This window comes from Rheinheimera sp. 1928-s (assembly GCF_029269265.1).
In the GTDB taxonomy this organism is placed as follows: Bacteria; Pseudomonadota; Gammaproteobacteria; order Enterobacterales; family Alteromonadaceae; genus Pararheinheimera.
Genome location: NZ_JARIXP010000003.1, coordinates 448967 through 463280, shown reverse-complemented (window position 1 = coordinate 463280; position 14314 = coordinate 448967). Strand labels below are relative to the sequence as shown.

Sequence of the window (14314 nt, the reverse complement as noted above, 5' to 3'; positions counted from 1 at the left end):
GTACCAGCCTTGAACCCACTACTGCTGATTGACGATGATCGTGAACTGACCTCCATATTAAGCACTTACTTACAGCGTGAGGGCTTTGTGGTGCAGGTTGCAAACGACAGCCAGCTGGGCTTGCGGCAAGCCATTTCGGGGCAGTATGAATTATTGGTGCTGGATGTGATGATGCCAGGCTTAGACGGTATCTCTTTGCTGCGCCAAATACGTCAGCATTCCAAAGTACCGGTCATCATGCTTACAGCTAAAGGCGATGACATCGACAAAGTGCTGGGGCTGGAACTGGGGGCTGATGACTATGTCGCCAAACCTTGTTTGCCGCGCGAATTAGTGGCTCGTATTCGGGCTATTTTGCGCCGTATACAACAGCAGCAGACTGAGCCAACCGAAGTGAAGGTCGGGCCTTTAACACTTGAACCTGGTGCACGTAAAGCCTGGGTCAATGGTCAGTTGATTCAGTTGACTGGTGCTGAATTCAGTGTGCTCTGGGTTTTGGCTTGTCATGCCGGGCGACTGGTCAGTAAAGCCGAATTATCGCTACAGGCTTTGGGTAAAACCTTAACTCAATATGATCGCAGTCTGGATGTGCATATCAGCAATATTCGGCAAAAACTGGGCAAAAGAGAAGACCAACAAGCCTGGATTGAAGCCGTGCGTGGCAAAGGTTATCAACTGATGCAGCGATACTAATCATGGGGCAGGTGTTCTGGAAGTTTCTATTGGCCTTTTGGGGCGCGTTAATTCTGGCGGGCACTTTGGTCTGGGCTGTTAACGAAGTCAGCCGTTCTGCGGACGATGAACCCAAACCTGTCTGGATAGGCCCGCAGCTGCGTTTGGTGTTAGGTTCAGCTCAACTGATGATGGACTCTGGTGGTATTCAATTGCTCGGCGACGTGTTGCAGCGCTGGGAAGAAGATCCTATGTCCCGCGACAAAATTTTGCTGCTGAATCACCGGGGCGAAGATTACTTACAGCGTGGCGTGCCCGAAAACTGGGCAGAATTATTGCAAGAACACCCCGAATACAAAGTGCAGGACAAAGCTGGCCAGAGCTGGTTTTTGTTAGCTGTACCCCGCCATGAGTTTTTATTGGACTGGCTGCGCAGTGGCAGAGGTATTATGTCCAGCCGATCTATACCGGCGCAGCATATTGATATTCAACATTCACAAGCTGCCAGACCCCATGGTCCTCCTCCTGGTGAGGCAGTGCAACCTTTTGGCCCCACTGGTTTTGGTGACAAAGGACCGCCCCCTGAAATGCAGGGTGTCGCTGTCAGGGCCACTATGCCTAGGCCACCAGTCTGGTTTCACCCGGCATTTTTACTGGCTGCTATTTTGGGGGCCAGTTTATTGGTCAGTTTCTGGCTGGCCTGGTATTTCGCCTCTCCGGTACGCCAATTAAAACAAGCTTTGCAGTCGCTGGCATCCGATCACTGGCTGACTCAGTTGGGTCCCAAAGTCACAGGGCGGCGTGATGAATTTGGTGCTGTTGCCCGCAGTTTTAATCAGATGGCTCAAAGTGTCGAGCAAGCCATTAGTGGTCAGCGTCGCTTGTTGCATGATGTCTCTCACGAATTCCGTTCGCCTTTGGCCCGGTTACAAATACTGGTTGGGCTGGCGCGGCAAACTCCGTCAGAAAGTGCCATGGTATTGGACAAGGTGGAAGCAGAAACTCAGAAACTCAATGCGTTGGTGGAAGAAATTCTGACCTATTCGCGACTGGAAAGCGGTGCCGCCGCAGTCAAGTTGCAGCAAGTGGACTTGCTGGAGCTTTTGGAGTCGGTAGCTGAAGATGGCAGACTTGAAGCTTTGTCGCAGCATAAACAATTGCTGGTAAAAGCTGATGCTGCAGTGCAGGTACAAGCTGACCCGGACTTACTTTATCGGGCTTTGGAAAACCTGATCCGTAATGCCATTAAATTTACCCCGGCAGACACACAAGTGACTGTAGAACTACTGCGGCAGGAACAGCAGGTACAGATTAAAATTTCTGATCAGGGGCCTGGTGTGGCGCATGATGATGTAGCCAAACTTTTTACTCCCTTTTTTCGTGGTCAAAGCAAAAAAGACGGTGTGGGGTTAGGTTTAAGTATTGCTAAACGATCAGTGGAAAGCTGTGGCGGAGAATTGAAGCTGCATAACCTTTATGCAGCTTCCGGTATAGCCTGTGGTTTTCAGGCGGTGATTAGCTTACCGCTGAAATAACAGGAACAACCCTAACGCCTAAAAAGCCCCGCACGGCAGGCGTCGGATGTTTAAGGCACAGTAACAGTTATAGCTAAAGGCGTGCCATTTGTGACGCCTAAGGTGATAGTCGCTCTATCCCCTGAAACTCCACCCGTGGTCGTTATGCTTAATTCACATTGACCATTTAAATCTGTGCGGCGGCTGCCTGTGACTAAGCAGCTACCAACAGACACCAGCAGATTACCTATATTGTCGTCATCGTAACTAATACCCGCTTCAAAATTCAGGAAAGGTAAGCGCACTAAGCCCTGATCCCGGATTTCCAGACTCAGAATGGTATTTCCGCTGATATTGGTTATACCCGATGTAATAACTGCTGGGCTGATGTAGGAAAAACAGGCCCTATCATCAATGGTTGTAGCGCTGCTGCCGCTGGCTTCTGCAACAACCCACACCTGAGCCGAACCCCGGGGGGAGTGGCGTGTGTCTAAACTGGATGAAACACAGCTGGTTAAAAGGGTGTCCTGATTAGCAGGATAAGTCAGAAAAAAGCTGGCCGCTCCGTCCTGGGTAACCGCCTGACCACTGACCAGACCTTCTTTAGCTGGGTCTACACCTGAAACCTGCATACCTAACAATGAAGCTCCAACCAGATATTCCAGTCCAGTTTCTGTATTCAGGTAGTTTTTGTTCACTGTCACTGTAGTGGCCTGATTAGGTAAGGCGGCGACAAAACGACTTTTATCTTCAGCTTGGGCGTTAAAAATAAGCACCCTGTCCTGAGCCTCAATAAAACGAGAGGTATTGTTTCGGGTAATGACAGCGCTTTGAAACAACGCATTGCTTAAATCTGTGAATACTGTCGAATTGGCCGTAGTGGATGCATTGCCATCAATGACGGTAGTGCCAAAACCATAGTTAATTTGTGGTGTTCTGTTAGACAATAACACACTGTCAATAACACCCAGGTTGATCACAGTGCCATCTGCCACAGGATTACCGTATCTGTCGGTGACTAGCAAACCACCTTCGCGGCGGTAAGTACCGTTGTTCATATTTTGAATACTTGCAGCGACCGGATAACTGAACACAATAGAGTGAGCTGGGCCAGAAGCTATGCTAAGTGCTGACGCAGTGGTTTGAATCACTGGATCGTAACTTTGCCCTGAAGCATTTAACGCTTCTGCCCGTAATTCGATCACGCCGGGTAACTGGCCTGAACTCAGAGTTAAAGTAGCCACACCATTGGTGGTGGCAACATCCAGAGTTTTAGTATTTTGTACCAGTTGGCCAGAGGCCTGAGTGCCCAACAGCATTTCTCCGCCGTTTGGTTGAGTTGTAAAACTAACCCGCACATTATTTACTCCGGCCGGAGCATCTTGCGCAGCGCCACCAGTGGATGTGAGTAAACGCACCGTAATAGTGCTGCTTTCCATTTGACCTACACCGGCCACATAAATGGCACGTTCGCTGGCGGCAATGCTGATACTGGCAGGTACTGGCCGTTCAGGTTCTACAGCAGTACCGGCGATAGTGACAGTAGTAGTGGTCTGCACACCATTGACATAAGCAGTGACAGTAGCGGAACCTGCACTTTGGCCCGGGTATAAGCGAACAGCTGCTACACCATCCCCTGCGTCATTAGAGCCACCCCGGCCTGTTTCAGCTGTAGTGCGTGTCATCACTTCTGTGGCACTAAAACTACCCAAATTGGTACTGAATTGAACTGTGGCGTTACGCAACAATGCGCCATTTGTATCCCTGACCGTGGCGGAAATAGTGGTAAAACGCTCTGGAAAACCAATATCCAGACTGGCGTTGCTGGCGCTGACAGTCACAGCTGTCGCGTCTTCGGTTTTATCTGAACCACCACAGGCTGCCAATAGCAGCAGAGGTAAGGCTAAAACCAGACTATGAAAAAAACGTGGCAACACTGTCATACATCATCCTTGTAACCAGATCGTTAGCTTATGTAAAATTTTGCAGATTTTACTGAATTCTAAAGAGGTATGCCGCTTTTGTATAGACGTCAGTCGAGTTCTTCAGTCGTCATTTGTTGTTTGCTTGTGGTTTGTTGCAGAACAGCGCATGCTGAATCTTCATTTATCCGGAATATCAGATTGTTATGTTAATCACTTTTAAATCCATAGCCGCAGCGCCGGTGCAGATGTTTGGCAATATCGCTTTGAAGTTGCTAGAGCTGATGGGGCGTTTACCTAAAGCGCCAGGTGCTTTATTTGCCGAAGACGTCGCTGAAGCTTTAGCTTTGTTGCAACAAGGCTTATCAGAACTGGAAGCCCGGGAACAGGCTGAATTACCTGATGATTCAGCAGATAAAGACCAGGAAAAACCCAATGCGATTCCGCTAAAACACCGCGCCGTGCCTTTAATTGCACTATTGCAGGCAGCGATACGCGAGAAAAAAGGCGTAAGCTGGGAGTAGATCTGTACTTAAAAGCTAGGTTTCTGTGGCCAGGGGTCTGCTTAGGTTAGTTATTTTCCGTTCCAAAGATTCAGCACCAGTCACCTTGTTTGGTCAGGTCGCAGTGCAACTGCTGCATATGATGAGCCACAGCGGCAAAGTGCCATGCTGAAAATGTGGCGAAACATTTAGCCAGTTTGCAGGGTAAATGCAGTACTGGCCCGAAGAAAGCATTATGGCCAAAACCGGCCATTCCCCGGATTCCTCCGTCAGCCTGCAGCACCGAGGTTTGCCCTTTATGGAGCTGCTGTCGCGGGTAGTAATGTGAGTTGGGAATGATTCTTGTCAGTAAAATGGTCATTGGTGCGATCCCTGAACCTGCCCCGGCAGGGATCGTGTTTGAGTGGCGGTTTAATAGAAAAACCTAGCCGCGTACCACATGATAGGCAATCAATTGTGTAATTTGTGCGTCAGAATAGCCCAGCGTGGACAGCAGCTGCTGAACGTTTTCGCTTTCTTTGGGCGGGTTGCAACGCAGGCCGAATTTTTGCTGGTTCATCTCTATGGGCAAGGCCGGCAGTTTGATATGAGAGCCATTCTCCAGATGGATATCCACTAAACCACCTGCATTCAGGTGTGGATCGCTGACCAGGTCCATCGGCTTGTTCACCGGGGCGTAAGGCAGGCCTATGGCATCGAGTTTTTGCATCAGGCTGTCAGTTGGCATTTGTGCAAACACCAGCGTGAGTTTGGGTATGATCATAGTGCGGTGATCAAAACGTCCGCTATTGGTGTCCAGTCTGGTATCGCCGGCGAAGTCGGTCAGCTCAAAAGCTTCACAAAATTTGCGCCACTGGGTATCACTCACCACAGCGACAAAGACTTTTTCGTTATCTGCTGTGGTAAAAGAGTCATACACTCCCCAGGCCGACTGGCGTACTGACATAGGTGGCGGTTCAACACCACTGATAGCCCCTTGCGCAATATGCTGCCCTACCAGAAAGGCGGTCGTTTCAAACAGCGCACTTTGCACCTTTTTACCAAGGCCGCTGCGCTGCCTTTCCTGCAGCGCGGCAAGAATACCAATGACACCAAACATGGCGCCTGTAATGTCAATCACTGAAGCGCCGGCACGCATGGGTTTGTCCGGCAAGCCGGTCATATAGGCTAAGCCCCCCATCATTTGCGCCACTTCATCCAGCGCGGTACGGTGCTGATAAGGCCCGCTTAAAAAACCTTTTAATGAACAGTAGACAATGCCAGGGTGTTTAGCCGACAGGCTATCGTAGTCCAGGCCATATTTCTCCAGTGCGTCGGGGCGAAAGTTTTCAATCACCACATCCGCTGTGGCCACCAGCTCTTTGACTAACTGCAATCCCTGCGCTGTATCCAAATCCACGCAGAGGCTTTTTTTATTGCGGTTATACATAGTGAAATAGCCAGCACCAGAGCCTTTCAGGCGTCTGGTATTGTCGCCTTTCAGCGGTTCCACTTTGATCACTTCTGCACCCAAATCGGCCAAAATCAGGCCAGTCGCAGGGCCCATCACCATATGGCTAAACTCGACGACTTTAATCCCTCGTAAGGGTTGAAGGCTGTTCTGCATCTCTGTCCGTCCGTTGCTGTGTACTAAATAAAGCTGGTTACCAATGGTTTAATGATATAATATTATACCAAATAGTGTTTGGTTGTAAGTCCTATTTGTCCGGACGATGTGTTTTGCTGCAGGGGTGAAGAAAATACATGAGTGGCGTAGACATTTTGATCAGTGAAGTGGGGCCACGCGATGGCTTGCAAAGTATTGCCACCATTATGCCAACTGCTGCGAAAAAACAGTGGATCACGGCACTGGCCGCAGCAGGTATCCGGGAAATTGAAGTTGGCTCTTTTGTGCCTGCCACTGTGCTGCCGCAACTGGCTGACACGGCTGAACTGGTAGCTCACGGCCTTACTATTGACGGCTTACAGATAGCGGTGCTGGTGCCCAATTTTCGCGGCGCTGAACATGCCATTGCCGCAGGCGCGCATAAAATCAGCATTCCGCTGTCGGTCAGCGAAACCCACAGTCTGCGTAATGTGAAACGCAGCCATGCACAAATGCTTGAAGAAATTGCCCGTATTGCGCAATTGGTGAATGCCCTGCCTGTTGCTAAGCGCCCGCATTTTGAAGTGGGCCTGTCGACCGCCTTTGGCTGTAGCCTCGAAGGGCCGGTCTCTGAATCTTTGGTGGTGCAACTGGCTGAAGCGGCGCTTGCCGCCGGTTGTCACGAAGTGGGGCTGTCGGATACCACCGGCAGTGCCCATCCGGTTCAGCTGCGCCGCCTGATCACTAAGGTGTGGTCTGCCGTAGGCAAGGACAAGCTCTGCGGTGTGCATCTGCACAATACCCGTGGCCAGGGTTTAGCTAACGCACTGGCAGCCATCGATATGGGCATTAGCACAGTGGATGCATCTATGGGCGGCATTGGTGGCTGTCCGGCAGCGCCTGGTGCCAGTGGCAATATTGTGACCGAAGACCTGGTGTTTTTGCTGGAGTCTATGGGACTGGAAACCGGTATTAACTTTGCTGCTTTATGTGCCGCCCGCGAGTTGTTTGCCTATGCCATGCCAGGCACAGAACTGTACGGTTTTACCCCATTGGCTGGTTTACCCAAAGGATTGGAGATCACCTGATGGCACAAACCTTATTCGATAAATTATGGGCCGATCACGAAGTGACAGTGTTAGAAGACAGTCTGTCACTGCTGTATATCGACCGTATCTTTTTGCATGAACGCACCGGCTCCGTTGCTCTGGAAAGTCTGGTGGCCGCAGGCCGTCCTGTGCTTAATCCGGAAAAAGTGTTCTGCAGCATGGACCATATAGTGGACACCCACAGCGGTAGAACCGACGAGACGCTAGTGCCCAGTGGTAAGCAATTTATCCAGTCGACCCGCAAAGCCAGTCAGGCCGCAGGTATCAGGCTCTTTGATATCGATGATCCTATGCAAGGCATAGTGCATGTGATTTCGCCTGAATTAGGCATAGTGCAACCAGGCTGCACCCTGATTTGCCCTGACAGCCATACCTGTTCACAAGGTGCCTTAGGGGCTTTGGCCTGGGGCGTCGGTTCCAGTGAAGCCGAACATGCACTGGCAACCAATACGCTGGTGGTGAAAAAACCAAAAACCATGAGGGTGAACCTGACAGGAGTACTCGAGCCCGGAGTCACAGCTAAAGATGTGATACTGCAGCTGATTGCGCAGTATGGCGCTGCAGGTGGCACAGGTTATGCCATTGAATTTGCCGGTGAGGTTATTGATGCAATGGGTATTGAAGCGCGTCTGACCTTGTGCAATATGGCGGTGGAGTTCTCCGCCTTTACCGCCCTGATTGCGCCTGATCACAAAACATTAGACTACATCGAAGGCAAACCTTATGCGCCACAAGGCGATAGTTGGCTGCAGGCGAAACAGCACTGGGATACGTTGTTCAGTGATCACGATGCCCGTTTTGACAAAGAACTGAGTCTGGATTGCAGCCAACTGGCACCTGTCGTCAGTTGGGGCACCAGTCCACAGCATTCCTGCGCTGTCACAGGCACTGTACCTGTGATGCCGGAACAATCAGCCAGCAGCGACCAGAGCAGTTATCAGCGTGCTTATCAGTATATGGATCTGCAGCCAGGTCAGGCGCTGACCAGTCTGGTTATTGATGCCGCCTTTATTGGCTCCTGCACTAACAGCCGCATCAGCGATTTGCGCGAAGCCGCAGCTATTTTGCGAGGGCGCAAAGTGGCTGCTGGGGTGAAAGCCATTTGTGTGCCCGGTTCCAAAGCGGTCAAACGTGTGGCGGAGGCCGAAGGGCTGGATCAGATCTTTATCGCCGCTGGCTTTGAATGGCGTGAACCTGGTTGTTCTATGTGCTTTTTTGCCGGTGGCGAAAATTTTGGTTTTCAAAAACGTGTCATTAGCAGTACCAATCGCAATTTTGAGGGCCGGCAAGGGCCGGAAACCCGAACTCATTTAGCCAGCCCTGTCACAGTAGCAGCTTCGGCCATTGCGGGCCGGATAGCGGACCCAAGGGACTATTTGCCATGACACCTTTTATAACTCATACCGGAGTTGCTGCGGCCCTGCTGCGTACCAATATTGACACCGACGCTATTATTCCATCGCGGGAAATGAAACTGGTGTCCAAACAAGGTCTGGGTGAAGGTTTGTTTGCGGGCTGGCGTTATACCCAGGTGGGCGGCCGTGAACCCAACCCGGATTTTATTCTGAACCAATCAGCTTATCAGGGCACCAGTATCTTATTAGCGGGAAAAAATTTTGGCTGTGGTTCGTCGCGTGAACATGCGGTGTGGGCTTTGGCCGAATATGGAATCCGCGCCATTATCGCGCCCAGCTTTGGTGCCATTTTTTATGGCAATTGTATTCGCAACGGCATTCTGCCGCTGTCCCTGCCTGACGAAGTGATAGCAGCGATGGCAGCACAAATTCAGGACCCGCAACAGCATCAAATCCGCATTGATTTGGCGCACCGTCAGGTGATCGGCGTGGATGGCACAGTGTATGAATTTGTCATCGCCAAGGCATGTCAGCACATGTTACTGGACGGCTTGGATCAGATAGGTTTAACGCTGAAACGTGCTGACAGTATTGCAGCATTTGAGTCGGACTATCAAAAGCGCCGCCACTGGTTGTTTGAGTTGCCAACTGATGTGGCCGGGTAAGCAATACATAGAGATTTGGCTATATGAGTAATAAAAACTCACTATTTTTCCACAGCTTACTGCTGTGGTTAGTATAGAAGCTAATAGATAGGGCAATAAGTTTAAGGGGAAGGGTATGCGTCCGCATGTAGAAATGGTTGATGAAAAAGATTTGATCTGGCATCCGTCGGAACTGGTGGGTGGTACTGGTTCAGCACGCCAGCGTCACTTAAGTTATGACGAAGAGGATGGCTCTGTCTCTGCCAAGGTATTATTTGACACAGACTGGACCAGACCCGCTGGTGTGCATGTAGCGCAAACCGAATGGTATGTGCTTAGCGGCGAAGTTCGTATTGGTGATGAGCTGCTGACGGAAGGTGGCTACTGGTGCACCCCTGTGGGTGTGCTGTGCCCTGAATTGTCGGTGAAAGCCGGCACCGAAATTCTGTATTTCCGCGAGTTTGGTGACTGGCAGTTTGACGTTGCGGACAAAAGCAAAGACACAGTGCGACCAGATCAAAAACTGGTGATCAAACACAGTGACAAAATGGACTGGATCCCTGTTGAAATTGGCAGCCCGATGGACTTTTCCGCCGGAGGAACCCCAGTGGCGGGGCTTTTTATCAAATTGCTGTTCCGCGACGAAAAAACCGATTTTTATACCCGTTTGATCCGGGCCAAGCCAGGTTGGGTGGAGCATCCATTAGCGCATCACCCTGTGTATGAAGAGGCTTACACTTTACAAGGTTCTTTTGAGTTTAACTTTGGTCAGCAGTGGCCTGGTGTGTATTTCTTCCGGCCTGCATTGGTGCGTCACGGTGATTTCCGCTCTGGTCCGGAAGGCACCACTTGGTTGTTACGTTGTGATGGCCGCCTGGTGGATTGGTATACCGACAATGCCAGGATGGAAATGCACGGAGACCCGGTAAACTGGGGTCCTGCTTACCCTGGTACTCAGGCTCCGGTACCACTGCAGCCTGTACGCTCGCGTTCAGTGGGCCCGATGAAAGATCCCTATTACACCTAATACACCCATAGTACCTAAAGCCGCAGCCTTGTTGACTGCGGCGGGGCTACTATGCCCAGGTTCTCACGCACGTGTCGCCGCTCTGCAACTTCAGGTTACTTGAGTATAGAACCGGCTTTTGGTTAGCTTCCTTCAACGGAGCGGGCTAACGGGTCGGTAATTTAGGTGTCTGATGGTCTTCCCAGTAACGGGTAGCGTCCTCCACCATATTTTTACCCTCACCCAGCAAATAATCCCGGCACAGTTGAGCTATGACCGAAAAATCTTTGTGCTGCCTGTGTACCACATACCAGTAGTCTGTTAGCGGAAACCCTGCTATGGGCAGTTGCACCAAATCTTTTTGCTGGCCATGGTCCAAGCTTAAAGCCGGGACTATCGCAATGCCCATGCGGGCCAACACCGCATGTTTAATGCCTTCGTTGCTGGCTATAACAATGTGTTTATCAATGCTGTAGCCTAGCGCGGCTAATTGCTTTTCTGTGGCTATGCGTGTGCCGGATACAGCTTCACGCAGAATAAATAGCTCATTGGCAACGTCTTGCCAGCTTAACGTTGCTCTGGCGGCCAGTGGGTGTGATTGGGCAGCAATAGCCACCAGATGATTGACGCCCATAGAGGTCACTGCCATGCCCTGTTCTTCGGGCGGGTAACCAGAAATATACAGGTCATCCAGATTGTGCTGCATACGTTCAAGGATCTCTTTGCGATTGCCAAATTGCAGTGACAGCTCGATGTGCGGGTAACGGCGACAGAAAGGGCCAAGCAAATGTGGGCTTAAATACTCGGCGGCAGTGACTATGCCGATACTGAGCTTGCCGATCAGCGCGCCCTGCAGTTGGCGTAACGATGTCTCTAAGCGATCCGTACACTCAAAAATTTCTTTGGCATGTGCCACTACCATTTCACCGGCATGGGTCAGCGTAATGCGTCTGCCCGCCATTTCGTAAAGCGGCAGGCCAATGCCGTCAGACAGCTTACGCATTTGCATTGAGACACTGGGCTGACTCAGATGCAGGCGTTCGGCTGCAGCGACAATACCGCCGGTTTCTGCAACAGCCAACAGAATTTCCAGTTGGCGAAAGGTGCCGATGCGGGAGGCTAACCGGCCTTTTGGAAACAGAGGGGTCATCTGAGCCTACACAGCAGTGTCGGTTTTTTAACCATTTCAACCATAAAACTTACCTGAAAATCAACGATTTAATGTAAAAAAAGAGCACCAATTAGTATTGGTGCTCAGAGGGAATGCCACAGTCACACAGTCACGAAATACTGGATCAGAACTTGTAGCTGATACGGATACCAGCAGTTCTGCGCTGTGGCAAAGTTGCCACTACGGCATAAGGCACAGACTGGCCATTCGGGAAGAAACCAAAGTCTACGTTACCGACCGCAGATTTAATCTTGTCATCATCAAACAGGTTTTCGACGTAAGCGGTGACGAGCCAGGACTGATATTGGGTACCTGCGGACAGATCCCATTCCCAGTAAGCGGGTAACTGAGAATGCTGGGCACGCTCCACGTTACGCTCAGAGCGGTACTGACCAAACAATTCAACAAAGCTGGCGGCTCCGCCCACATCAAAGGAGTAACGGCCTGTGATGGTTCCGGAGTGTTTAGACGACAAAGGTAAAGGCTGACCAGAAAAATCTGCTTCTGCATTACCGGCAATCATCTTGTCGACGTCACTGACTTTGGCGCCAGCCAGATCAGCGTTTGCCAGAATAGTGGTCAGGTTAAAGTCAGTGTATTTGGCATCCGAGTACAAATACGCCATGGACAGACGGAAGTTATGGCTGACCTGCCATACTGATTCCATCTCTATACCTTTGACCTGACTTTCGCCGGCGTTAATCACCGACACAACCGCCAGTCCCATCGCATTGGTCAGGGTAAAGGGAGTTTGTTGATCCGAGTATTTCCAGTAAAACGCAGACAGATTGACGCTGGCATTGTTCTCCAGTGAATAGGCTTTGGCACCTACTTCATAGGCAATGAGTTTTTCTGGTTTGTACACACCATCACTCACGTCGCCGTTGGCATCAGTGGTTGCAACGCCACTGGGTTTGAAGCCTTTGGAGACAGAGGCGTAGGTAAAGACGGTTTCATTCACCTGATAGTCGATACTGGCGCGTGGCAGGAAAGCTGTATTACCAATGCTGTTTGAGGTGTGATAAGCCGGATTTGGCACCATCGTCTGGGTGACCGGGTCGAACATCACACTGTTATCCATCATAAAGGCATCGTAAGTACGGTTGTCGGAATTACCTGTGTAGTCGATGGTTTCATCAAGATAACGGCCTTCAAAGCCCAGATTCAGGTCGTCAGTGATAGCCCAATTCACCAAAGCGGCCACAGACCAGTGGTTAGTATCCCTGGTCAAAGGGGTGACCACATTTTGTCCGTCAGGCAGAGGCGCATTTTTGATGTCTTTGATAAAACTGGTGAAAGGGGAGCGGGCTAAAGTACTTATCACAGTGGGCTCGTGTGCACCTTCCCGTAACCAGAATTGGGTGCCAAAAGCTGTTTTCATGTCTTCTTGCCAGAGCAGAGCCGAGGTGACCCAATTGACGGATCCTGTTTCACCACTTAAGCGAAACTCCTGACTGTACTGTTCCAATTCAAAGGCGGTATTGACATCAGCCTGGAAGCCGTATTGCGACCAGGAACCAGGCCCCAGATTTGGCGCTGCATACAAAGAATAATTGGTTTTGTCGAAGTCTTCCTGAATATCCGACTTGCTTTTGGTATAGCCTGTCACAGAGCTGAACTCTATGCCATCGCTTGACCAGATATACTCCAGTGAAGCACGGCTGTTTTTAATGTCAGTGCCTGTGTAATCTTCCCCTGTTAAAGGGTTCAGCGAAAGGTCGATCAGGCTGGCATCACCTGTGATGGTGCCTCTGACCATAGCGCGGCAGTCTGGCTGCACTGCATAACCCATGCGGGTGATAATACTGTTAAAAGAGTTCCAGTAGGGATAATCGTAGGCTGATGCGCAGTCAACACCCTGGCCATTTGCATCCCAGGCGTAAGGCAACATCACCGCGCCCTGGGCAGTGTTCACTGAACCTGTGCCAAAGATGTTACCTGGCGTATTTTCCGGCAGCATACTGCGGATGCTAAAAGTCGGGCGCTGACCATAATGTTCATCTGAATGCTCTGCGCGGAAATACACAGAAATTTCATCGGTTGGCAGGTAAAAGGCCGAAAGCGCAGCACCCTGAGATTCAGAACCTCCAAGCCGATCACCGCTGTTTGGGTTGGAATACTGGCCGTCGCTGTTGGAATCAATCAATTTGATTTTTGCCGCCAACTTGTCGGTGAGCCCACCTTCTAAGGCCACAGCCAGATCGCGGGTGTTATCTTGTGCCAGATGTACATCCACTTTGGTTTGAGTATCAAAACCAGGTCTTTTGGTCACATAGTTGATAGCTCCGGCAAAAGCACTGCGGCCATAGTTAACACTTTGCGGGCCTTTGACCACTTCCACCTGCTGCATATCCAGCAGTTTCATATTTGCTGTCATACCACCACCAGACAGCGTCATGGTTTCGGAAGAGACGTCAATACCGTCAATCAGTACTGCAACGTTCGGACGACCACGGTCTATGGTCAGGCCACGAATAGTAGGACGAGTGTCGTTAGGGCCAGCACCAATGTCGAAGGTTAAACCGTTAATCAGTTTGGCGACATCTGCAGTATCCTGAATGCCTTTTTCTTCAATTTGTTGTGATGTGACCGCAGAGATAGCTAAAGGAATGGTTTCGATGGTTTCAGCGATTTTCCGGGTTTTCACCTGGATCCGTTCAATTGTAGCTTCCTGCCCCTCTGCACTCTCCTGCTGAGCCATGGCGGTGCCATGTACTCCCTGAGCAAATAAGGCTGCTATCGCCAGACTAAGTTTTTTCTTGTTGTGCATGCTCCCACTCCTGAAGTGAAAATGTCCCATTCGGCTCGTTTTTTTATGTGTTTGCTCAATAAA

At 50.5% G+C, this 14314-nt stretch carries 12 protein-coding genes; 7 read left to right on the top strand and 5 right to left on the bottom strand.

Annotated features, from left to right (window positions below):
• Positions 1-9: 9 nt before the first annotated feature.
• Positions 10-693, top strand: coding sequence for a response regulator (locus tag P3C17_RS09825; protein WP_300929275.1), 684 nt, complete (start codon positions 10-12; stop codon positions 691-693).
• 11 nt (positions 694-704) lie between these two features.
• Positions 705-2207 (top strand): HAMP domain-containing sensor histidine kinase, encoded by a 1503-nt coding sequence (locus P3C17_RS09820; RefSeq protein ID WP_300929274.1) that lies wholly within the window; start codon positions 705-707, stop codon positions 2205-2207.
• A gap of 50 nt (positions 2208-2257) precedes the next feature.
• Here P3C17_RS09820 and P3C17_RS09815 read toward each other — a convergent pair whose 3' ends face one another.
• Positions 2258-4129, bottom strand: coding sequence for a hypothetical protein (locus P3C17_RS09815; RefSeq protein ID WP_300929273.1), 1872 nt, complete (start codon positions 4127-4129; stop codon positions 2258-2260).
• Positions 4130-4314: 185 nt separating this feature from the next.
• Between P3C17_RS09815 and P3C17_RS09810 the strand changes: the two genes are divergently transcribed.
• Positions 4315-4632 (top strand): DUF1840 domain-containing protein, encoded by a 318-nt coding sequence (locus P3C17_RS09810; protein WP_300929272.1) that lies wholly within the window; start codon positions 4315-4317, stop codon positions 4630-4632.
• 70 nt (positions 4633-4702) lie between these two features.
• Here P3C17_RS09810 and P3C17_RS09805 read toward each other — a convergent pair whose 3' ends face one another.
• On the bottom strand, positions 4703-4972 hold the full coding sequence (locus P3C17_RS09805) for a hypothetical protein (RefSeq protein ID WP_300929271.1): 270 nt from the start codon (positions 4970-4972) through the stop codon (positions 4703-4705).
• A 63-nt stretch (positions 4973-5035) separates the two neighbouring features.
• Positions 5036-6217 carry a CaiB/BaiF CoA-transferase family protein gene (locus P3C17_RS09800; protein WP_300929270.1) on the bottom strand — a complete coding sequence of 394 codons (1182 nt, stop codon included), beginning with the start codon at positions 6215-6217 and terminating at the stop codon, positions 5036-5038.
• A gap of 137 nt (positions 6218-6354) precedes the next feature.
• Here P3C17_RS09800 and P3C17_RS09795 point away from each other — a divergent pair, with 137 nt between their 5' ends.
• The 4 genes from P3C17_RS09795 (at position 6355) to P3C17_RS09780 (ending at position 10331) form a co-directional block, all read left to right on the top strand.
• A complete protein-coding gene (locus tag P3C17_RS09795; RefSeq protein ID WP_300929269.1) occupies positions 6355-7284 on the top strand; it encodes a hydroxymethylglutaryl-CoA lyase in 930 nt (309 codons plus the stop codon).
• Complete coding sequence (locus P3C17_RS09790; RefSeq protein WP_300929268.1) at positions 7284-8690, top strand: 3-isopropylmalate dehydratase large subunit; 1407 nt, start codon at positions 7284-7286, stop codon at positions 8688-8690. Before P3C17_RS09795 ends, P3C17_RS09790 begins: the two co-directional genes overlap by 1 nt.
• Positions 8687-9325: a 3-isopropylmalate dehydratase small subunit gene (leuD, locus tag P3C17_RS09785; protein ID WP_300929267.1), complete on the top strand. Its 639-nt coding sequence runs from the start codon at positions 8687-8689 to the stop codon at positions 9323-9325. The genes P3C17_RS09790 and leuD overlap by 4 nt, the downstream gene beginning before the upstream one ends.
• Before the next feature lie 115 nt (positions 9326-9440).
• Positions 9441-10331, top strand: a complete 891-nt coding sequence (locus P3C17_RS09780) for a DUF4437 domain-containing protein (RefSeq protein ID WP_300929266.1) — start codon at positions 9441-9443, stop codon at positions 10329-10331.
• 145 nt (positions 10332-10476) lie between these two features.
• Here P3C17_RS09780 and P3C17_RS09775 read toward each other — a convergent pair whose 3' ends face one another.
• Together P3C17_RS09775 and P3C17_RS09770 are read right to left on the bottom strand one after the other, a co-directional pair.
• Entirely contained in the window at positions 10477-11460 is a 984-nt protein-coding gene (locus P3C17_RS09775) for a LysR family transcriptional regulator (RefSeq protein ID WP_300929265.1), read from the bottom strand.
• Positions 11461-11605: 145 nt separating this feature from the next.
• Entirely contained in the window at positions 11606-14251 is a 2646-nt protein-coding gene (locus P3C17_RS09770) for a TonB-dependent receptor (protein WP_300929264.1), read from the bottom strand.
• Positions 14252-14314 lie beyond the last annotated feature (63 nt).